The 22072-nt window shown below is 57.3% G+C and carries 13 protein-coding genes and 1 tRNA gene; 4 read left to right on the top strand and 10 right to left on the bottom strand.

All coding sequences use genetic code 11. The features are described from left to right. Positions 1-121: 121 nt before the first annotated feature. The gene (locus PW792_01980) at positions 122-1723 is read left to right on the top strand and encodes an FAD-dependent oxidoreductase (GenBank protein ID MDE1160695.1); all 1602 of its coding nucleotides are present in this window, start codon (positions 122-124) and stop codon (positions 1721-1723) included. Here PW792_01980 and PW792_01985 read toward each other — a convergent pair. From PW792_01985 to PW792_02015, 7 genes are all read right to left on the bottom strand, one after another. Further along, positions 1720-2796: a hypothetical protein gene (locus tag PW792_01985; GenBank protein MDE1160696.1), complete on the bottom strand. Its 1077-nt coding sequence runs from the start codon at positions 2794-2796 to the stop codon at positions 1720-1722. The two genes, PW792_01980 and PW792_01985, sit on opposite strands and share 4 nt — an antisense overlap. A 179-nt stretch (positions 2797-2975) precedes the next feature. Then, the gene (locus tag PW792_01990; GenBank protein MDE1160697.1) at positions 2976-5075 is read right to left on the bottom strand and encodes an FAD-dependent oxidoreductase; all 2100 of its coding nucleotides are present in this window, start codon (positions 5073-5075) and stop codon (positions 2976-2978) included. A 22-nt stretch (positions 5076-5097) separates the two neighbouring features. Further along, positions 5098-7875 (bottom strand): TonB-dependent receptor, encoded by a 2778-nt coding sequence (locus PW792_01995; protein ID MDE1160698.1) that lies wholly within the window; start codon positions 7873-7875, stop codon positions 5098-5100. Beyond that, a complete protein-coding gene (locus PW792_02000) occupies positions 7872-8645 on the bottom strand; it encodes a carboxypeptidase-like regulatory domain-containing protein (protein ID MDE1160699.1) in 774 nt (257 codons plus the stop codon). Before PW792_02000 ends, PW792_01995 begins: the two co-directional genes overlap by 4 nt. A gap of 5 nt (positions 8646-8650) precedes the next feature. After that, entirely contained in the window at positions 8651-10900 is a 2250-nt protein-coding gene (locus tag PW792_02005; protein MDE1160700.1) for an Ig-like domain repeat protein, read from the bottom strand. 128 nt (positions 10901-11028) lie between these two features. Further along, positions 11029-12402, bottom strand: coding sequence for a hypothetical protein (locus PW792_02010; protein ID MDE1160701.1), 1374 nt, complete (start codon positions 12400-12402; stop codon positions 11029-11031). A 49-nt stretch (positions 12403-12451) separates the two neighbouring features. Next, positions 12452-14980 carry a glycoside hydrolase family 2 protein gene (locus tag PW792_02015; protein ID MDE1160702.1) on the bottom strand — a complete coding sequence of 843 codons (2529 nt, stop codon included), beginning with the start codon at positions 14978-14980 and terminating at the stop codon, positions 12452-12454. Between the two features lie 373 nt (positions 14981-15353). Between PW792_02015 and PW792_02020 the strand changes: the two genes are divergently transcribed. Beyond that, positions 15354-16805 (top strand): sialate O-acetylesterase, encoded by a 1452-nt coding sequence (locus PW792_02020; GenBank protein MDE1160703.1) that lies wholly within the window; start codon positions 15354-15356, stop codon positions 16803-16805. A gap of 620 nt (positions 16806-17425) precedes the next feature. Here PW792_02020 and PW792_02025 read toward each other — a convergent pair. After that, positions 17426-17515: transfer RNA gene (locus PW792_02025), tRNA-Ser, on the bottom strand. A gap of 129 nt (positions 17516-17644) precedes the next feature. On the opposite strand from PW792_02025, the gene PW792_02030 reads away from it, so the two are divergent. Further along, positions 17645-18907, top strand: a complete 1263-nt coding sequence (locus PW792_02030) for an ABC transporter permease (GenBank protein MDE1160704.1) — start codon at positions 17645-17647, stop codon at positions 18905-18907. 83 nt (positions 18908-18990) lie between these two features. After that, positions 18991-20049 carry a SurA N-terminal domain-containing protein gene (locus PW792_02035; GenBank protein ID MDE1160705.1) on the top strand — a complete coding sequence of 353 codons (1059 nt, stop codon included), beginning with the start codon at positions 18991-18993 and terminating at the stop codon, positions 20047-20049. Between the two features lie 68 nt (positions 20050-20117). On the opposite strand, the gene PW792_02040 is transcribed toward PW792_02035, so the two are convergent. Then, positions 20118-20906 carry a LytTR family DNA-binding domain-containing protein gene (locus tag PW792_02040; protein ID MDE1160706.1) on the bottom strand — a complete coding sequence of 263 codons (789 nt, stop codon included), beginning with the start codon at positions 20904-20906 and terminating at the stop codon, positions 20118-20120. Further along, positions 20896-22011 carry a histidine kinase gene (locus PW792_02045; GenBank protein MDE1160707.1) on the bottom strand — a complete coding sequence of 372 codons (1116 nt, stop codon included), beginning with the start codon at positions 22009-22011 and terminating at the stop codon, positions 20896-20898. Before PW792_02045 ends, PW792_02040 begins: the two co-directional genes overlap by 11 nt. Between the last annotated feature and the right edge of the window lie 61 nt (positions 22012-22072).

The raw sequence follows: 22072 nt of genomic DNA on the forward strand, positions 1-22072 counted from the left end.
CTTGTCCTGGGGCAAATTGCAGACGACCTACCATCGACTCTTACTTGGGGAGAGTCAAAGTAATTGCAGTAATTAGCGGTAAATCCGCTCGGTAAGCAGGCGTTTTTCGCTATAACGAGGCATGCTTGATCGCACCATGACACGTCGCCAGGTACTTCGTTGGATTGAAGGCAGTCTCGTCGCTGCCACAGTTAGCGGCAGCATTCCGGCTCGCGCCTTCGCCGGCGTCGCGACCGTCGACCTCGTCGTCTACGGTGGAACCCCCGCCGGAATTATGGCGGCGGTGACGGCGGCTCATGCTGGTCTGCACGTCATCCTGGTTGAGCCTTCAGATCGGCTTGGAGGAATGGTCACCGGTGGTCTTGGTTTGACCGACGTGGGCAACCGTCACCTGGTCGGCGGGCTCACGCTCAAGTTCTTCCGCCAGGTTGAAGCGCACTATGGAAGCCACGCCTGGAACCTTGAGCCGCACCTTGCACTTCAGTTCTTCGAAGACATGCTCCATGAAGCGAACGTTGTGGTGCAGCGCGGCAAGCGCCTTCGCGAGGGGAAGGGAGTTCGAAAGAGCGGAGCAGTCATCGAAGCGCTTCAGTTTGAAGATGGCTCTACCCTCGAAGCGAGGATGTTCATCGATGCCACGTACGAAGGCGACCTTCTTGCGCAGGCTGCTGTCAGCCACGTTCTCGGGCGAGAAGGCGCTTCGGAGTTCGAGGAGCCTTGGGGCGGTGTGCAAACCTACCCCAGCAAATATCTACACCTTTCCCCTGCCGACATGAAGGGGCATCTGCTGCCGGAGATCTCTTCGCTTGTTGCAGCACCTGTGGGCAGTGCGGACAACAGGCTGATGGCCTATACCTTCAGGTTGTGTCTCACGTCGGATGCGAGCAATCGTCTGCCTCTGCCAAAACCACCGGGCTATGACCCTGCTCGCTACGCGCTGTTGGGGCGGATCCTGCAACATCACGCTCACCCGAACCTCGATGCGGTGGCGAAGTTGAGCCCTCTGCCGAACAACAAAATTGATCTCAACAATGCCGGGTTCTTCTCCACGGACTACGTCGGCGGGAGCTCGAAGTACCCAACCGCCAGTTATCGCGAGCGGTCGCGTATCTGGCAGGAGCACTACAACTACGTTTCCGGCCTTCTCTACTTTCTTTCCAATGAGCCAACCGTCAGCGATGATGTTCGCGGGCGCATGGCGTCTTATGGCCTGGCGAAGGACGAGTTCACCGGTAGCCACGGCTGGCCAGGACAGCTTTATGTGCGTGAGGCCCGGCGTATGCGTGGGGTCTACACCATGACGCAACGTGACATTACAACGGAGACAATCAAGGAAGACTCCGTGGGGATGGGCTCCTATCAGGCTGACTCGCACAATATGCAGCGGCTGGTGGTTGGGCCAGACATGATCGCCAACGAAGGTGGGATGTTCCATAAAACGGAGCCTTACGCTATTCCGTTCCGCTCGCTGCTCCCGAAACCGGCTGATGCCACCAATCTGTTGGTTCCGGTCTGCCTGTCGTCATCACATGTAGCGTTTTGCACGATCCGCATGGAGCCACAATGGATGATCCTCGGAGAAGCTGCTGGATTGGCGGTGGCTAAAGCTTTGCAGGGCAAGACCACGTTGCATCATCTGGAGCCTGCCGCGCTGACCGCCGCTTTGCGCGACCATGGCAGCGTCCTTTCACTTGCAGACGCTGCCATGGCTAAGAAAGGCTAAGCTTTCAGCAGAAACTCTGCGGGTAACTTCTTCCCGGGGTTCTTCAGGAGTGCCTGAAGATACTTCGCCCCGATCCCAAGTGAGCCGTCTGGTTTGATAAGCCAGAATCCCGCGAGTCGGGAAAGATCTGTGACTGGCTTCTCCGCATCAGAAGTCTTGCCGACGGTTTCGTTGTCGTAAAGCTCCCACTGGAAGATGTATGGAATCTTCTTTGCGAAGAAGACAGCCATGGCCGTATCCCACCACTCGGTAATCAACTCCGGGGTTAGCCCAGGCCTCTGCTCTGGCAAGCCAACTTCGCCGATCATGACAAAAGGCTTCTTCGTACGGTTGAGGCCCGAGTGGTACTCGATAATGTCCAGCCCCTGCCAAGTTTTTACTGCGGAGCCTCCACCTGCTCCCATGCCGTCATAGCTGGACCAGGAAACGCCATCGACGTTCACATGCGGGATGACATCGGTGATGACGCCCGGCAGGCCATGTAGCGTGTCATACACGCGGTTGACCTCGGACACATGGAAGACCTTGCAGGAGGAATGCGGGTTCGCTGCGCGTGCGCGCTCCACACCTGTCTGGCGGGCCTGCAGCCAGCGGATCATCGCGCCGGCGCGCTCAGAGGCGTCGACCTTGTTGCCGATCTTGTATTGGTCGCGGTCCTTGCCTCGCAGGATCCAATCGCCTTCCCAGTGCTGCAGGATGAACGTGACATCACGATCTTTAAAGGTATTGAGAAGGTAGTTTGCTAGCTCTTCGAACTGTGCTTCTTCTTGCTCAAAACTCGCCTTGCTGTCGAGTTCCTGTTTGCGAACTGCACCGACTTCAAAGCTGTATACCTCAAACGGCATGGCAAGCACATGCTGAAAAACCGGAAGCTTGATGATCTCGAGCAATCGAGCGTGCGGCCCCAGCGGATACTTCCAGTGGAACTCATACCCTGACAGGCGAGTATCTAGCCATAGCTTGATGGAGCGCATCCCGAACGACTGCAGTGCCTCGGCACCTTCGATCAAGTAGGGCTTTTCGGTTAGCGAGTACTTCCCTCCGTAGTGTGTTGCGCCAAGCCGATGCAACATGTCGGAAGGGATCGTCGCCCCGTGTCGTGGGCTCGCTGCCAGGCAGGCCTTCTGGATGATGTCTGGATCTGTAAGGAACGAAGCGTTGGGGGGAGTGGTCTGGAGCCACTTTGCCCTGAGTGGTCCAGCCGCAGCCATGGACCCTGCGGCTGCGGCTCTTGTGAGAAAAGTACGACGGTTCAAGGTTTCACCTCGGAATGATTGGCTGCTGTTGTTTTCATAGAGGCATTGGCCTGGAGCGCCGTCATCATCCGGTAAAGAATAAGCGCGGCATCTCCTCGTGTGAGTTTCGATTGCTCCCCCAGTGGCATCGCAGTTGGCACTTCTTCATACCCCTTCCGGTGATTCAGTAGATCTGCCGAGCGCAGGAACGAGTCGCGAGACGCGGACTCCGAAGGGCAGAACATGCCTTGCGTCTGGCAGGCAGTAACAGCCTTGAGGGCATACAGGCGCTCCACCGGAACAGAGAACCGGTCCCATAGTGGCACATCGCTAAACGTAGGATGAGTAACGACAGCAGGGCGGAATTCGTTGAACGGTTTCGCGATTTCATACGCCGCCGCAAGTAGCTCGGCAGCTTCGCCTCGGGTAACAACGGATTGCGGCTCAAACGCTCCCTTATGTGAGGACATCCATCCCTTTGTCTGCACAAACTCAACCGCTTTCCACAGCTCTGTGCCTGGCTCGACATCGGTGTTTTGCTCCTTCGCCAGCACGGCACCTGCGTCGAGCAACGTCCGCTGCACTACTTCGGGACGTACTTGTCTTGGTTGCAGATGCTCACGAACAGCGATTGCCGCCAAGGCTCCAGCCGCTTGCCCCGTAAGCATGGTGATGGGTTGCAGGCGAGTAGCACCGTTTGCCAGTCGTGACTGCGAGATGTTTTTCTCTGCAGCCAGCAAGCCATCCACACGAATAGGAATCAGGCTACCGAGAGGCACTTGAAATGGGCCGCCGCGGAATCCCGGCGGGCTATCCGCGGCGTGCTCGAGGCTGGGCTCCAGATTTGCTTCGCGATTGCAGCCATGCAGATCGTCGGCGTAATCGCCTACTGCGATAGAGGAAGGGAAGTTCACTACGGCCTGCTGCGGATTGCCTTCTCGACGAATGTCACTGGCCGTCAATGTATAGACGCCAATGAGACGACGGCTCTCTCGGAAGTAAGGTATGGGCGGAAGATTGTTCTCGATCTCACGAAACTCCTGTGGAATGTTGGAGCATGAATGCTGCTCGTTATAACTTCCGTCGAAACCTTCATCGTTTGCCACGGACCAGTCGTGCTCGCCCATGTCGTGCTGAATGTAATAGACCATTTGCAGCGTTTTCAGCTTCGCTTGGCATACCTGCGTTGTCTTGTTGGCACCCGTGAAATCTCGAACGTAGAACGGAAAATCATTGAACCAGTTCAGCTCGCTCCGCGTGATTTCAGTGGGCTTGGTGATGTCGACATCGCCAGGAATAGAAGAGTCTGGCAGGCCGCGGTAGACGTTATGCATGGCAAGATCCACCGGTGGCACTTTGGTCGCTGCGTTGCCGTCCTTGCGCAGTACCATCTGCAGCCGTTTGCGAAGGGATTCGCTGTAGCCCGGGGGAGGCGTATGCATCTGCAACTCTTTCGGGACACCCTTCTTGTACTTCTTCATGACGGCCACATAGGTGATGCCTTGCACGCAGGCGCTCTGATCGATGTTGTCGCTGGTGGAGTTACCGATGCGATAGGCTGCGGGCGTTAGCGGAAGCACATCGCCTAGCTCCGTTGCGTCGATAAGCACTGCAGAATGCAGGGTCAACGCTGGCTCCAACACCGCACCCGTGACTGTATCTCCATCGGTAAGAACACGCACGATGCGATGCTGCAGATAGACATCAAGAACATGGTGCTGTGCGCGGGTCTCTTCAATCATGGAGTAGAGAACGCGCTGTGCGGCGGAGGGTTCAAAACAGTGCGACAGTATCGTGTAGTAGCAGGTGTGGATGGACTTTCCGCGCTTGTCGTAATACTTCGTCATCCGGTGAAGAAACTCGCCATAGATGCCGGAGTTTTGTGTGATCGTGCCGCCTTCATCCATCGTGCTTACGGAGGCCGCGGTCATCTGTCCGCCGATCCAGTCTGTCTCTTCCACGAGAGCAACGCGCGCGCCTAATCGTGCCGCCTGCAACGCTGCCGCGACTCCTCCTGTTCCTGCTCCGGCTATCACGACATCGTAGGTTTTTTCCTGAGCGTGCGCGGAACAGGCCGCAAGCAGAGTTACCGCAGCAAGTGTTTTCAAAAAGTTCAATCGCAAAGGAGAATCCTTTCTTCTACCAGAACAACTTCAGAGCAGCCTGAATCTGGCGAGGCAGATTCTTCTGATTTGAAATAGCGCCAAAAGTGGACAAACCATAAGTCGTCGCCGGCTTGTCGAACTGCGTGCGGTTGAATACGTTGAACGCTTCGCCACGAAGCTGCAATCTGAGCGCATGGCCCAACTGAATATTTTTGATCCCTGAGAGATCAGAGTTGAGAACACCATGCGCGCGCAGGTTCGCTGAAAGCCTCGGCACATTGCCAAACTGGAAGGCGAGTGTGTACGCGAACGCAGCGGGGTTCAGATAAGCGACGCCGTTATTGCTGTCTGGCCCAAGACGGTTCTTCACCGATCCCGTGGTCAGCGCCGCAATGCCTGGAACCTTGTTCGGACGCGTGCCGGAAAGCAGCGGTCCACCCGAGGCTGTGATGTTCAGCGGCAGACCGGTCTGCGCTGTGGTGATCGTCGTGATCGACCATCCCCCAATGACGGAGTCGAGCCATACGGGAGCACTATGCAGGAAGTAACGCCCACGCCCAACCGGCAACTGGGCAATAACCGCAGCGCTAAAACGCTGGGTCACATCTGTCGGGTCCACTGCTCGTTCGATGGCGAGGTTGTACGAGTTCTGATAACCCGGTGAGCCTGTATCCAGAAAGCTGGTGGTGTTGTTGTTGACGTTACCCAGGCTCTTCGACCAGGTATAGGCCAGGGTTGCGGTAAGGCCCTGCGCCTGATGACGAAGGCTTACCTGCAGGCTGTTGTAGGATGAAGAGCCGCGAGGCAGATACTGCTCTGTAACACTGGTGTACTGGGGAAACGCTGCGAGAAGCTGCTTCTGGGTAATCGTCGTTTTCGACAGTGAGCCCGTTGTAACGTACGGTGCAAACGGGTTCGCGTACGTTGCGTATTCCAGCTGGTTGACGGCTGCAGTATCGCCCAAGTTGCCGAAGTACTTTGGATTGATATCGTTTGCATCGAGATTGATCGGAAGGTGTACGCCATGGGCTCCGGCATAGGCCATGTTGAGCACGGTCATTCGGGTCAGCTGCGTCATCGCGCCGAAGTTCCACTGCTGCACATAGCCTGGCATGGAGTCGAAGAGCACACTCGAGATATCAGAGCCTGTTTGTGCTGTTGGTCCTGCGCTGGCGCCTGCAATCTGTGCAATGCCGGTGGGGTAAGGGTTCGAGATAGATCCCGATGCTGTTTGGCCGCCATTGATGGAGGCAACATAATCGGTGCTCACCGAGAAGCTCGGGTTACCTGCATCGAAGAGTCTCTGCGTGGTGGGAAGGTAGAAAATACCGTATCCACCACGGAGAACGACAGATGGATTTAGCGTGTAGGCAAAGCCCACGCGCGGAGCAAACTCCGTCATAGGCATACGCCACATTCTGCGTGTACGCCCACCACTTCCGCCAAACTCGATCGTGCCGGAGATTGGCATGTGGACCGCTGGTCCAAGCGGGTTCGCCGCAGTGGGGTTCAGTTGTGAAAGCTTGTTGTTGCGTTCGAGTGGACCGTTTTCCAGGTCATAACGCACGCCAAGGTTCAACGTCAGTTTCGACAGAATGCGCCAGTCATCTTGAAAGTAGAACGCGTTATACGGCTGAACGTAGGAGAACGAAGACACGGTCGTCATTGTTCCGGACGTAGGCAGGCCAAGCAGAAAGGACGCGAAGCCGTCGTACTGTGCCTGACCGGTGATGGCTTTGTCCGTACCCAGTGGGCCGACGGTGAATGTCGTGCTGTATCCGAACGAGCCAGGGCCAGAGGCCGCCGGGAAGACGTTGTTCAGAAAGATGCGGCCATCCCATCCTGCTTGCAGCGTGTGACGGCCGCGTTGTGACGTAACTCCTGCACCGAAGATCTGTGTGTAGTGACGCAGTTGGGTGGATGCCGTCTGGCTTGTTGCAAGGTAGCCACTCACACTATCGGTAGGGATGCCGGGAATCTGTTGCAGCGCTGCAAAGTTTGCGGGTAGGCCGTAATCTGTTGCCTTCTGGTTCAAGCCACCGCCGTGCATGAGGTTGCTCTGCCAGGCAAAGCCGTAGTGCGCATTCAGAACGGTCGAAGGAGTCAGTACGACGGTGTTGTCCCACTCGATCACAGATGCTTTCAGGGTCTGGGCCTGGGCATTCGCTTCGGTATAGGTGCCGAAAGGGCCACCGCGGTTATCGAGGTTTGTGCTGTAGGTTCCGCGTACCAGAAAGCTGTAGCGTGAATTGACCGTGCGATCGATGCGGCCGCTATATTGCCAGTCCGTATCGAACTGCTTGGCAAAGTAGCCATAGTTCAACGTGGAGCGCGGCTGCTGCGGATTGGGGAGGTTTGGCAGTGGCCACAAAGCCATCAGCTTCTGCGCGATCGGGTTCTGTCGATCCAGCGGGACGATGCAACACTTTCCTGCAGCATTGTTGGGCAGAGGCTGCCGCTGCACCACGCCGCCGACGGTTACCGTATTGCTCGGGTCATAGACGATGCCAGGCCCTTCCGAAAGATCGCCCGAACGCATCAGGGGAGTCGGAACTGTAATTTCCGTATAGTTACCGCGGCTCGAACGCACGCCCTCAAAGCCGAAGAAGAAGAACGTCTTTCTTCTATCCAGCAGGTGTGGAATCCATAGAGGTCCGCCTAGCGTTCCGCCAAACTGGTTGTAGACCAGAGGCTGGCGTGCTGCTCCGTTGTGGTTCGCAAACCAGTCGTTTGCGTCTACTGCAGAGTTGCGGATGTACTCGTAGAGATCACCATGCACTCGGTTGCCACCAGACTTCGTTGTAATGTTCAAAAGCCGCCGCTCGAGCGCCCGTAGTTTGCTGGCGGAACGTTCGTCTGCACCTTGAACTGGGAAACGATATCGGCATTTGGAATCAGGGCTGGCTGTCCCTGGCAGCAGACTGTTACAGGAATGCCATCCAGAAGAATCTCGTTCATGCCTGCCACACCACCGTTGGCCCGGAAGTTATTGGCTCCTGCCGCAATTACCGCGCCACGATTGGTGGAAAGGCCAATGCCGAAGTCTCCACCGGGAAGAACTCCCGGTGCCAGTGCTGCCAGTGCAAAAACGTTGCGGCCATCGAGTGGAAGGTCTTCGACCTCACGTTGAGAGATCACGGTGCCAAGGTCGGACGTGTTGGTCTCAATCGTTACGCTATCCGCGTTCACTTCTACAACGGTGTCTGCTGAGCCGGCCCTGAGCCGGAAATCGAAGCGCTGCAACTGAGCAACTTCGAGGTTGAATGTCGTCTCAGTCTTCGAAAACCCCGGTTTCCCAATGAGCAGGCGATACGATCCTGCCGAAACATTGGCGAAGGAGTAGATTCCCTCTCCGTTGGTTTTCATTGAACGCGAGAGGTTGGTGCTCGTGTCGGTCAGTGTGACGGCGGCGTTTGGAACCAAGGCTCCAGAGGCGTCGGAGACGCTTCCGCTGACAGAACCGTTGGCGGCTTGAGCAAACGCTCTATGAGCGAGCAGCAGGATGACGGCAGCCAGCAAGCAAACGACCCTGGAGCCTCTGCGACGCGTTGCATGTGTCTTTTGATGTACAAGAATCTTCATCTGTCCTACTCCACGGTCAGCACGACGGTCGTGCTGTGAGTGATGGCTCCAGAGGTGGCATTCACGGTGATGTTGTAGGTCCCGGAAGCTACATTGGCATTGGTCTTCATGCTGCTTCCAGAGCAGCCGGCCGTAGCGCCTGTTATCGCAAGCAACGCTATGGCCAGCCACGACGATGGTCGGCGGCGGAAGAAAAGCAAGCCAAAGCACAGGCTCGCGAGTATTGTGAGACCAGCCTGCCTTGCATTGATCGACGTTGCCGCGGAGGTCGTGTTGATCGCCAGAAGCGAGACGTAAGTGCCGTTGGTGGCCAGCGTCACGCTTGTTGGAGCGAAGCTGCAACTCATATTCGTCGGTAACGATGCACACGATAGGGCAACCGTTCCTGAAAATCCGTAGATTCCTGTGACCGTGATTTTGGTTGCGTCCGTATGCCCCGCAGGCACGGATGCCGCTGGAATCCCCGGTACAACGGTGAAGTCTGGCGCACCAGCGTAGACCGTCACGGTTGTTACGGTGGAAGTGGAGGGTTTATACGTTGGGTCACCGTTATAGGAGGCTGTGATGTTGTCTGTGCCTGTCGGCAAGGCTGTCGTCATTAGCGCGGCCGCACCGTTGACGATGCTGCTTGTGCCAAGTAAAGACACGCCGGAGTAAAAGCTGATCGACCCGGTTGGCGTACCGCCAGTGGCAGAAACGACAGCGGACAAAGCAACGGCCTGCCCGGCGTAGGTTGTTTGCGTGGAGACTCTCAGCGTTGTTGCCGAAGCAACCGTCGCGTTATAAACACCGGTTCCCGTGAGGGAGACTGTTATCTGCCCGGAAGGTTCATTCGCTGCAGTCGTCGCGACCAGCAGGCTGGCATTTTGTACACCGTTGAGCGTAGGCGAAAACGTAACGCTGATCTGGCAGGTTGATAGCGGTGCCAGCGTTGTTCCACTGGCGCAATCGGTTCCACCTGAGGCCACCTGTTTGTAACCCGTCGGCACGATGATGCCCGTAATATCCAGCGCACTCGTACCTGTTGAAGTCAGCGTTACGGTCTGTGCGGTGCTGTCCTGTAACGCGACGACCGTACCAAAGTTCAACTGAGTTGTCAGTGTGTTGACCAGGCGAACGCGCGAGTCACCGTAGTCCAGGATGTAGAGGTTCCCCTTGCTGTCCAGCGAGACGCTATGCGGCAGGTTGATCTCAGCGGCATTCGCATAGCCAGCGTCGCCCGTGTACCCGGCTGTTCCAGTACCGGCGATGGTAGAAATGATGCCCGTGCCATCGACGTAACGAATGCGATTGTTGTTGTAGTCCGCGATGTACAGATTGCCTGCTGGATCTGGGACGACATCCTGCAGCAGGTTCATGCTTGCTGAAGTGGCTGCTCCGCCGTCTCCTGCATAGCTCGCTGTTCCATTGCCGGCAACTGTAGACATGATGCCGCTCAGATTGATTTTGCGCACGCGAGCGTTTGTCGTGTCGGTGATGTAAAGATTTCCCGCAGCGTCTTTCCACATACCTTCCGGTAGTGCAAACTTGGCGGAGAGTGCGGGGCAGCCGTCGCCAACGGTGTTGGTAGCTCCACTACAGACGGTCGTGGCTCCGGCATACTTGGCGATCGTGCCATTCGTGATCGTCCGGATGCTGTTGTTGCCCGAGTCGGCGATATAGATAATTCCGGCTGCGTCGACATATACGCCGCGAGGAGCATTCAACGTGGCTGAGGTCGCCGCGCCGCCATCGCCGGTCGAGCCTGCCGTGCCCGTCCCTGCGATCGTGCTGATCACGCCGGCGGTCGTAATCTTGCGAATGCGATTGTCGCCCGAGTCGGCAACATAGATTGTCCCGTCAGCCGCCACATACAAACCGCGTGCGGTGGAGCTGAACTGCGCCTGAAGCGCTGGTCCACCATCGCCACAGGTGGAAGTCGATGGCGTGCAGGCTGTTCCGGTACCTGCTACCAGATTGATGTTTCCGTCCGTTGTGACTTCGCGGAGCTGAGCGTTCCCCGTGTCCAGAATGTAGACATTCCCTGCGGCGTCGGTTCGCACGGCGTCTGGGTAGTTGAGCTTTGCGGAGATCGCAGGCCCACCATTCCCTGTGCTGCCGCGAGTTCCCGTGCCGGCAAACGTGCTGATGATGCCAGGTGATACGGCTACGCTGGGCGACTGCGCATGCAGCGTTCCGCCAGCAGCAGCGAGCAGAGAAACGGCGCTCGCAAGGATGTAAGCGCAATAGGTTGGTTTGTTTCCGCTAAGGTCCACGACCGGACAACTCCTTCTGTCAAAGCCCAACCACTCTAGGGAACGGAGGGACAAAAGGAGAAGTTTCTTGCGGTTAGGTGGATGCCAGCTACCGTTAACTTGGCCTTACATCTTTGTTTCTAAATAGGTTACGGCTGGGCGGGAATCCAATGGTGCGTTACGTAATGGACGGAAACAACCTGGTTGTCCACGATGTCGACTTTCAATAAAATCTGCAGGCTCGAGCGTCCCTTCCTCGGAGCCGCCTCCTGCTTCAATTTGGCGTCCAGTTCAGCCAGGCTTTGCCGTTCAAGAATGAACTGCATTGCCCCTGCGGTCCCCAGCGTTCCAATGCCACCCACGCTCATAATGCTGCGGTTCGGTACTGTCCCGGGGATCACCGACACTAGGGCGTAGTCCACCGACGGGCCAACGTAGTTGCCCGAAGGATTATACGCTGCCTGCTCTCCGTTCCTCGGCGAGCGGTTCAGAATGCGGAGACCTCCGTCCGCATCTGGTGCCGTGGTGAAATCTAGGGGGCGCTCCAACTCGCTGTGCAGATCACGGAAGCGAAGCGAGGAGATGAAAATCACGTTGTCGGCGTGCAGGTCCTGCCATCGCGCATCGTGCGACGCCATGATCGACAGGTTGAGCGAAGAGGCGCTGAACGTTTTCGCCAACTGTCCTACGGCCAGCGCTTCGCCGATGCCGGTGTACACGTTGTACGCGTAGGCCGGCTTGCCAAACATGGTGGAAAGCTTCTGGATCGTCTGATCATTGCGAATCGACGCATCGTCGTTCAGGTTGGGCAGGCGGACAATTGCGGGTCCGATCGCCGCGCTGGAAGCAATCCCGACCATGCCAATTGCGTGCGTTTCACCATGCAGAAAGTTTGACCAGAGAACGCTTTGCCGCAGCGACGAGCTGACCGAGGCCTCTGCCGGGCGAACCGTCTGCGCGCGGCGAATCATCCAGCCACCTGCCGCCCCGATCAGAAGCGCAAGCAGAACCAGGCATGGAGTAACCCAGGCTCGTGCCGAAGCCCACGTGGATGCCGGTGCCGTTATGTGGGAGGGGGAAGAGGTCGCCTCTTCTTTTTCCGTGGCGACCTCAACGGCAGGAGCCGGTTCCGGAAGCAAGGGGTAACTGAACTCTGCCGAATAATGGCCGCGTGGGATCTGAATCACGACAGGGTCGTTCACGCCGATGCCGTTGTAGTACGCCGTTAGCCGACGGCGCAGCTGTCCTACTGTAACGCGAACGATCGCGTCGGTTCGAGGGTCGAAGTCCTGCGTGCGTTGGAACACTTCCAACCCGACTGAGTACTCTTTCAGGTTGCCACCCCGATCTTCCAAGGTTTCTTTCACCAGGAAGCGCAGCAGCCTCTGCTGCGACATGGCTGTACGGAACTCGTCGCTTTGTGCAATGCGTTCGCACTCTTCCCAGACCTCATGTTTGGTGGGTTCCGGGGGCGTTGCGGGGAGATCGTAAGCGGTTGTGCTTAGTTCGGTTGCGGGAGTCATAGTAGCGGCAGTGCATATTTCTACCAGATAACACCCTCGACTCGCCTCCCTAAAACGCGTCCACCAGAGAAGTCACCTGTAAGGAGCCCTTTAGCGTGGCCAGTTTTGCCGGGCTGCTCACCTTCACCACTACTTCCTGGCCGGGCAGCAAGGTCATGAAGTTATCAGACAAAGAGGTGTTGTTGTCGCCAAAGGTCAGGTACACATTGCGCGCTAGCACGTCGCTGCGTAGCCGCACGTCATACTTTCCGTTTGCGCCGGTCAGCATCGCGGAAAGCGCTGGCTTCGCGAGCTTCAGGTTCTTCATGATGTCGAAGTAGACAAGGTTCCGCGACTCAATCTTCCCATTTGCGGGCTGTAGCAACTCGGCCACCAGTACTGTGTTCTCGCGAGACACCTTTGTGCCCAATAACTCAGCTTCGCTCAGGGTGATTGCGTTCCGGCTCGTGTGGGCTGCTGCGATGACTTCCTGCTGCTTCTGCCACAGTACTTTGCCGGAGAAGTCCATCAGTTGCAAGCGCAGGTTCAACTTCGCAGGTTGGCTCAGATCCGAGATAACAAAAACTTTCACCTTGCCGTCATGGCGGTAAGGTGAAACCAGCAGGTCGTTATAGAAGTCGCGTGCATAGTACTGCAGCGCCTTCCAGTGCCCCAGCGAATCGATGCTAGACCACGACGCTACTGGCCAGCAGTCGTTCAACTGCCAGTAGAGTGAACCCATGGTGCGCGGCATCTCCCGGCGAAGATGCTCGGCCCCAACCTTGATTGCCTCGGCCTGCTGCACCTGGCTCAGATAAACAAAGGACGCAAAGTCCTTTGGCTCACGGTACTCGCGCTGCATGTAGGTGTGGATGCGCGTGTTGCCGCCGTCGTTCTTCTGGTGAGCCCGCATCACGGGCGAGTCGATATTGAAGTCGGAGGGCTTGGCAAACGTCCTAATCGTCTGCATATCCGGAAAAGACTGGAAGCCGTACTCGGACATGAAGCGTGGCGAGTGTTCGTTGTACGCTTCAATAGGTTTCAGCCCGTGCCATACATCCCAGTAATGCCGATCCCCGTTCGTTTCGCTGTCTGGCGCTTCGTCATAATCTGCGCTTGGCGAGCTCGGCCAGTAGGGAACGCCTGCCCCTTCGCGCAACACCACACCCTTCAGCACATCGTTGAAGAGAAGCTGGTAATTCCGGTGAACGGCCTGCCTTTGTTCCGGCGTAAGGTCTTCCAGAAACTTCTTGTAGTTGCCCCAGTGCAACATGCCCGTTTCCAACTCATTGTTGCCGCACCACAGCACGATGCTCGGATGATCGCGGAGTCGGCGCACCTGTTCCTGCGCTTCCTGTGCGACGTTCTCGCGGAACTCTGCTCCGCCCGGAACCATCGCCCCACCGAACATGAACTCCTGCCAGACCATTAGCCCGAGTTCGTCGGCCGTGTCGTAGAAATCGTCCGACTCGTAATAGCCTCCTCCCCACGAACGGATCATGTTCATGTGAACGTCTTTTGCCGCCTGCAGGATTTTGTGATGGGTCGCTGGCGTTACGCGGCTGGGGAAGCTATCGAATGGAATTGTGTCAGCACCTTTTGCGAAGACAGGTACGCCGTTCACCACGAACTCAAAGCTCTTGCCCCATTGGTCTGCCTTTCGACGCAGCTCTATGGAGCGCAACCCGGTCTTCACATCGGCGCTGGCTCCGGCAACCTCTACGTGCATTTTGTAGCGGTTTGGTTCGCCGTAACCGACTGGATTCCACAGCGCTGGCTTCGCGATGTCGAACGGGAGATCGAGTGTCGTGTCGCCTTTTTCAAGGTGAACGGTCTTATGCAGCGTCCGCAGGGTGCTGCTTCCTATCTGCTCGTAACGCAGCGTCAACTCGCGATCTCCGGCGGTGTCAGACTCCATCTCGACGTTGGCCCTCAGTTGCGCCAGGTCACTCGCAATCTTCACCTGCTCTATATGGAAGTCTGTAATCCGTGCACCATCCCATGTTTCCAACCGAACGGGCTTCCAGATGCCCTCGGTAACAAAACGCGGTCCCCAGTCCCAGCCAAAGTTGTAGGGAGCTTTGCGAAGATATGGGTCGGTCGCCACGCCATCTTCGCTCAGCACGGCCACCTGGCCCACCGTCGGCAGGTGATACGGCATTGCCTTCACGATCGGCAACATCGTCCGAATGGGAGAGTGAAACTGCACCAGTAATTCGTTATCGCCTTCGCGCAGCCGATCTCTTACTCCCGCACTCCACTGCCGAAACATGTTGTTGGCCTTGATCAGCGGCTGTCCGTTCAGCGTGACGTCGGCTAATGTATCCAGTCCGTCAAAGACCAGCTCCACATGCCCATGCGCCAGCTCTGATCGTGAGACCTTGAAGTGCAGGCGGTACTGCCAATCCGCCAGACCGATCCACTGCAGCCCGGCTTCGTTGGTTCCGTAGAACGGCTCGGGGATCAGCTTTGCTGCCAGAAGGTCTGTTTGCACCACTCCCGGAACCTCTCCCGGATGCCACTGCGCAGCTTCAGCCAACGGCGTCGCTGTGGTTGCGCGAAACTCCCATCCTGTCTTCAACTCACGGCTGGCCGCCATGGCAGGGAGGCTGCAGCCGAGCATGAGAAGAACATTGCAAGCTGAACGAAAAGAAGGAAGGCGCATGAGGCCAACGATAGAGCGTCTTTCCATACCTGTCGATGTCGCTCGTCCGCGTGTGGGGTGCTGCAGAAACGCTGTTAGTTTGCCGAAACCCTTCTCATTCTTAGGCCTGAAAGGAAAGTGATACGGCAGGGTGCACTCGTAAGCCAGCGGTTAGTAACGGTTACGAGCGTCTTTCAGAGCGACTTTTGCTTCTGCTTTCAGTCAAACTTCTGCATGGTTCTTTCGCGGCTCGCCCTCGCAGTCAGTGTGTTCGTGTCCGGTTGTACCTTCGTGGTTTACGCTCAACGCCTGACTCTTCCACCCATCTTTGACGATCACGCCGTCCTCCAGCGAGGAGCGCCTATCGCCGTTCACGGCCACGGTATGGCTGGCGCAACAGGTATCGGCTACCTTCGATGGAACCACCGTCACCGCTGCTATTTCTTCTTCAGGTGCCTGGGAAGTGCGTTTCCCCGTACATGACGCAGGCGGTCCCTACGTTCTGGACGTTTCTTCCGGAGCCGATCATCTTCATCTTCAGGATCTTATGGTTGGCGATGTCTGGCTGGCTTCCGGGCAATCGAATATGCACTTCACCATGCGCCCGTTTGCTCCGTGGACGGAGGGCGTCCTGGATTATGAGCGTGAGATCGCAGCCGCCAACAACCCCAATGTGCGTTTCTTCACGGTTCCGATCGAAGCTTCTTTTCCCGAAAAGACAGAAGAAAAGGGCTATTGGCAAGTCGCAAGCCCGGAAACTGCCTGCAACTTCTCCGCTGTCGCGTACTACTTTGCGCAGAAGGTTCAGCAGCAAACGGGCGTTCCCATCGGCATCCTCTCTGCTGCCGTTGGCAGCACGTCCGTCAACTCCTGGATCGCCCCGTCGCGCTCCGATCCCGCAAAACTCCAGCATGACGAAGCCGTTCGCCACCAGCATGTAGCGGGTATGGCGACCTATGAGGCATCCCTGCCCGCCTACTACGCCGCTGCACGCGAAGCCCTGAGCTCCTGCACCGGAGCCCCCGTCGCTCCGCACCATGACCCCTTTCCGAACTTCATCTTCGAGACCGCCGGGGCCTATAACGCTATGATCGCGCCGCTGCGATCGTTCCCGATCAAAGGAGTCATCTGGTATCAGGGAGAAGCGGACGCGCGCTACTCAGAGACTTATGCCGACAAGTTCCGCAACCTCGTGGAGAGTTGGCGCGCCAACTGGCATAACCCCGATCTGCCTTTTTACTTTGTTCAGCTCGCGAACCGCGATTTTCGTGCGGCCGAGATCATGCACCACGACTTCCGTGAGGGCAACTTCTCTCTGTTGCGCTATCAGCAGTTCAACGACTTGAGTATTTCGCACACGGGTTTGGCTGTTGCGACTGACGTTGGCGACCCTGGCCTCATCCACCCGCGTAACAAAAAGCCCGTCGGCGAGCGCCTGGCGCTACAGGCTCTTCGCAAGACTTACGGGTTGCCAGTGATTGCGGATGGTCCCATCTTCCAATCCATCACAGTAGACGGTGACAAACTCGTCGTCCATTTTGCGACGAATGGTTCGCCTCTGGTCAACCGCACGGGCTCATCTGAACCGGCTGGTTTTGAAGTCGCCGGTTCAGACGGCTACTTCGTCCCTGCGCTTGCAAAGTTGCAGGGCGATACCGTCGTTCTTAGCTCTCCAGCTGTCCCTCAGCCAAAACACGCGCGTTACGCCTGGGGAGATGACCCAAGGCTTTCTATTTATAACGAGGCGGGACTTCCAGCCCCCTCTTTCCAGACACCGTAGGTTATTTCTGCACTTAGTTGGGTTGAGCTGGGGAGTTCGATGTGGACTACGTGCGGAAGCTCTTACCAGTAGTGTGTGGCTATCAGATCACTGAGACCGAGCCCGTATTGCCTCCGATAATTTCTACCCGGAGCACGGCTTCGAAGTTGTGCTCCAGGTTTCCCTGTGGCACGTTGCGGGCCAGTTCCCGCAGAGCGTCAAGGGAGACCACGAACTCACCAGCAGCATCTGTTCCGTTGGAACGGATGCCGTCCACCACGATCTAGATGGCATGTGGTGTCATGGGGGACTATTCCAATGCTGACTTTGTTTACTTCGCAACCAGCGCAGCAACAGGCTGCTCTACACCTGGCATCGCGGGCAGAGCCACACCTGGGTGGCTGGCTGATCTGGTTGATAGCACCGCTGCACTTCGGGACAACCTGGGGCGAAGGGGGAAAGCTCTCTGGGGCTTACCCTTCCAGTTCTCACCGTCTCCGGTTTACTCCTGTACTGGAACCGCTGGCTTGGCAAGCGCTGCTCCCGCCTCTAAATGTCCCGGAGAATCAAAGGGTGATCGTAAGTTATTGACTTTGCGATGGTATTCGGGCGTGCTCTTAGGCTACGTGGGACGAGTTCAATGGCGGAGGGAGAGGGATTCGAACCCCCGTTGCCCTTTCGAGCAAAGCGGTTTTCAAGACCGCCTGTTTCAACCACTCACACATCCCTCCGCGGGAGCCGAGCCTTGTCTCTAAGGATATCAGTGCTTTCTTCCTCCCGCGCACTACGAAAATAGACCGCGACCACTCCCCCGAAAACGACATCTATGGATTGAGCCTGAGATACTGGAACAAGCCAAGATGACGCCCGTAACCGATACCTTCGAACGAACACTCGCCAGCGCCCGCACCACCGTCGCCTTTCGCGAAACCCTGCGCCTGGCATATGACAGCTTTCTGGCCAGCAAAGTACGCTTTCTGCTCACGATGCTGGGCATGGTGATCGGATCGGCATCGGTCATTCTGGTCGCCACCCTCGGCCTTACGGGTCGGCAGTACGCGCTGAACATGCTCGCCTCCATCGGGCCAAACATGGTGGAGATGATGTACGTCGGCGGCAACGTCGCTGGCCCGAACAACGTCGCTTCGCCCGATCTGATGACCCGCGAAGATATGACGGCTGTGCTCGACCAGGTTCCAGGCATTACCTCCAGCTCGCCCATGGCGGAGATCCACGACCGCATCTCGATGGGCAACGGCATCTCGCGCGACACCATGTTGCTCGGCGTCAGCTCGCAATATAAGGAGGTCCGCAATCTGAAGGTTCTCGCGGGCCGCTTCTTCGACGACCAGGACGCCGCCACGCACGCCAAAGTCGCCGTGCTGGTCCTTCCGCTCGCGCAAAAACTCTACGGCTCTGCGGGTGAATCCATCGGCCACACCATCTCGCTCTCGGGCATCCCGTTTACGGTGATCGGAGTCTTCAAAGAGAGCGTTGACACCTTTGGCATGAGCGAAGTCTCTGACCAGACGATCCTGATTCCGTATGCTGTTGCCCGTTACTTCACCGGCACGGACACCGTGAAGCAGATCTTCTTCTCCGTACCGAACGCCTCGGACGTAGAGCCCGCTGCGGCAAAGATTCTGGATGTTATCCGCGAGCGACACCGTCCCACCAGCGTCTATAACGCCTTCACGCTGACCGAGTTGCTCATGACCATGAGCAAGATTGCCACGATGCTGACCATTGTGCTGACGCTCGCCTCTGCCATCACGCTCGTTGTCTCCGGCGTCGGCATCATGAACTCCATGCTGGCCAACGTGCAGTCGCGCATTCGAGAAATAGGTATCCGTAAAGCACTTGGCGCAACGGAGCGTGAAATCCGGCTCCAGTTCATGACGGAGGCCGTCTTCTTATCGCTCGTCGGTGGAATTATCGGCACCCTGATCGGCCTGGCGCTGCCCCTGAGCGTCAGTCTCCTCACCGACTACAAGATCCCGGTTTCGCCATGGAGCGCCATCATCGCCCTCGGAACTAGCGTGCTCGTCGGCGTTGTCTTCGGTACACTGCCAGCGAACCGTGCTGCACGTCTTGACCCTGTGGCTACCCTAAAGTACGAATAAACCTTGTACCTCCTGTAGACTTAAGTTTGAACTCATGGCGCTCCCAAACTCCGCCATCAGTTCCTAGGAAACGTTTTCCTCCCATGCGCAAAATTCTTCGTTCTGCTTCAGTCCTTTTCGCTACTTCCGTTGTTCTGCTGGCTGGCTGCCACAAGGGACCGGGAGATGGCGTCGTCGCCACTGTGAACGGTCGCCCCATCATGCGCACCGACATGGACAAAATCTATGACGCGCAGGTGGCCTCCAACGCGCAACAGCAGCAGCAAACGCCGTCGAACGATCAGGCCGAGTCGCTGAAGCTCAACGTCCTCCATGAACTCATCGTGGAAGAGATCGTCGAGCAGCGTGCCGCCAAGCTGAACCTCACCGCCACCGATGCGGAAGTCGATGCCAAGCTGACCGAGATGAAGGCTCCTTACACCGAGGATCAGTTTCAGGCTCGGCTCAAGGCCTCCAACCGTACGCTCGACGACGTAAAGCATGACCTTCGCCGCTCGCTGACCATCGATAAGCTGCTGAACAAGGAGATCAACTCCAAGATCACGGTCACCGACAGCGACGTGCAGAGCTACTACAGCGCGCACAAGTCGGAGTTCAACCTGCTCGAGAACCAGTACCATCTCGCACAGATTCAGGTCACGGCCCAGAGCACAGCCCAGAGCGGCAACCTGCAGAACAACAAGGCGTCAGGCGAAGAAGATGCGCGCCGCAAGATCCAGGCGATCAAGAACCGCATCGATGCCGGCGAAGACTTCAGTGCTCTTGCTGTCAACTTCTCCGAACGCCCTGACACCGCTCCCAACGGCGGCGACATGGGCTTTGTTCCCGAGTCGCAGATGAAGGGCGACCCCAACACCTACAACGCAATCATCAAGCTGAAGGCCGGGCAGACGACCGACATCCTGCCGCTGCTGGATGCAAAGTCGATGCGTCCCGTCGGCTACTCGATCTACAAGCTGATCTCGAAAGAACCCGCTGGTCAGCGTGACGAGAGCGATCCTCGCGTACAGCAGGCCATCCGCCAGCAGCTTCATGACTCACGCTCGCAGTTGCTGAAGAGCGCGTACTTTGAAATGCTGCGCGATCAGTCGAAGGTGCAGAACTTCTTCGCCGAGCAGGTCTTCAAGGACACGGTCAAGTAGCTTGTACAACCTCCAAACAGCAAAAAGCCGGGCCTCGTGCCCGGCTTTTTGCTGTTTGGAACTCATCTCTAAGAGGCTGCTTCGCTACGCGTACGGTTGCGCAGCAGTTTGCGCAGGTGGTCGCTATACGTGCGGCTTACACGCAGCGAAGTGCCATTGCGCAGCGTAATCGAGCAGTCGCGGTTAGGCAGGGAACTGACGCTGCCGATGCGGTTCAATCTCACGATAGCGGAGCGATGAATGCGCAGAAAGGCTGTCGTGTTCAGCCGTCCTTCGAGCGTGTTCAACGACTCGCGTATCAGGTGCGTCCGTGCTCCAACGTGAATCTCCGCATAGTCACCCTGTGCCTCGATCCAGTCGATATCTTCGATTGAGACGAAGCGAACCTGCTTGCCAATGCGAACCGCAAGTTCGCGCAGAGGCTCCTGCTGCGGCTCGTCTTTCTTCTTCAGCAGCGTCTGCAATCGTTCGTTGTAGTTCGCTGTCGCCTGCGCTCCCAGGACGCGCCGAGCATGGTCGAGCGAGGCGTTGAAGCGTGCTTCGTCCACCGGCTTCAACAGGTAATCGATCGCATGGACCTCAAACGCACGCATCACGTACTGGTCGAACGCGGTGAGGAAGATGATGAATGGCTGCGACTCCGGTTCCAGAGATCGCACCACATCGATGCCGTTCATCATGGGCATCTGGATATCGAGAAAAACCAGATCAGGCTTGCGCTCGCGAATGAACTCCAACGCATCGCGCCCGTTCGTGCTCTCGCCAATTACTTCCAGATCGTCATGCGCCTGCAGTCGCAGCAACACGCCGCGCCGGGCGAGTGGTTCGTCATCGACAATGAGAACGCTACGCTTCATTAGCCACTGCAAATAGCTTATCGTCACCCGCCTGCATGCTGCTCGTGATCGGCAGCGTGAACGAAACTTCGTAGTTCCCTCGCGCATTCGTCGCCGTATGCATGGAGCTGTCATCGCCATACATCTGCTCCAGCCGCTGACGAACATTCTGCAGCCCGACGCCACCCGTGCGCGCAAAGCCATCGAGAAGAACAGCCGCAGACTCTTCCGGCGGCTCGTTCTCGATCAGCACGGCCAGGTGGTCACCCTGCCGCTGTGTCTTTACCAGGACAAAGCCGCCGAGCGGCCGACGCGCAATTCCATGTCGCACAGCGTTCTCCACCAGCGGTTGCAAGATCAGTCGAGGAACCAGCACATCGGCGAGCTCAGGATCGATATCCCACCGAACAGCCAGTCGATCCCCGAAGCGAATCGCCTCGATCGCAAGATACTCCTCGGTAACGGCTAACTCATCTGCGAGCGGAATCTGGTGAATATCCGGGGCATCCAGCGTGCTGCGCAGCAGGTGCGCAAGCTTGCCGATCATCTCCGTCGCCGCATGCGGCTGATCGTTCAGCACAAGCGTAGAGATCGCGTTCATCGTGTTGAACAGGAAGTGCGGCTGTAACTGGTAACGCAGCGCGCGTAACTGTGCTTCCTTCGCCATAATCTCGGTCGCTATAAGTTGCCGGTGCTTCTCTTCGAGCGCGAGATAGTGCTTGATGCCGAAGTAGAACGCAACCCATGCCATCAACGCATACCATCCGCTTGGCGTAGCGGTGATGATGTCTACCCAGCGAAACGGCGGACGCACGTGGCTGAAATAGATGGCTGCAAGAAACGAGCTTGCGGCGCAGAGCATCCCTAGCGGAAACGCCGCGACCATACAGGCTAGGGCCGCGATCCTGATTCGCACCTTGTGTTGCCACATGAAGTGACACAGCCCGTACATCACGAAGCTGGAGAGGAAGCTGCTCAGCAAAAAGGCGCCGCGAAAGGCGTCGTAGTCAATGCGTTTCCACCAAGGCAAAGAGCAAAGGACGTTAATGCCGATGTACAGTCCCCACCCCATTAGTTGCAATGGCCAGAAGCGTAGATAGCGCAGGTTTGGATTCGTTGAATTCAATTGTTCTTATTGTAGGCACATTACATAGGCACTCTGCCTGTCTGTTCGGCGCATGAATTGC

Source organism: Acidobacteriaceae bacterium (genome assembly GCA_028283655.1).
In the GTDB taxonomy this organism is placed as follows: domain Bacteria; phylum Acidobacteriota; class Terriglobia; order Terriglobales; family Acidobacteriaceae; genus Granulicella.

Excerpts from the sequence above, each read along its gene's own strand:
- PW792_01980 (MDE1160695.1), top strand. The coding sequence starts at position 122 with ATGCTTGATCGCACCATGACACGTCGCCAGGTACTTCGTTGGATTGAA.
- PW792_01985 (MDE1160696.1), bottom strand. The coding sequence starts at position 2,796 with ATGTTGCATCGGCTTGGCGCAACACACTACGGAGGGAAGTACTCGCTA.
- PW792_02000 (MDE1160699.1), bottom strand. The coding sequence starts at position 8,645 with ATGAAGATTCTTGTACATCAAAAGACACATGCAACGCGTCGCAGAGGC.
- PW792_02010 (MDE1160701.1), bottom strand. The coding sequence starts at position 12,402 with ATGACTCCCGCAACCGAACTAAGCACAACCGCTTACGATCTCCCCGCA.
- PW792_02015 (MDE1160702.1), bottom strand. The coding sequence starts at position 14,980 with ATGGCGGCCAGCCGTGAGTTGAAGACAGGATGGGAGTTTCGCGCAACC.
- PW792_02030 (MDE1160704.1), top strand. The coding sequence starts at position 17,645 with ATGACGCCCGTAACCGATACCTTCGAACGAACACTCGCCAGCGCCCGC.
- PW792_02035 (MDE1160705.1), top strand. The coding sequence starts at position 18,991 with ATGCGCAAAATTCTTCGTTCTGCTTCAGTCCTTTTCGCTACTTCCGTT.
- PW792_02040 (MDE1160706.1), bottom strand. The coding sequence starts at position 20,906 with ATGAAGCGTAGCGTTCTCATTGTCGATGACGAACCACTCGCCCGGCGC.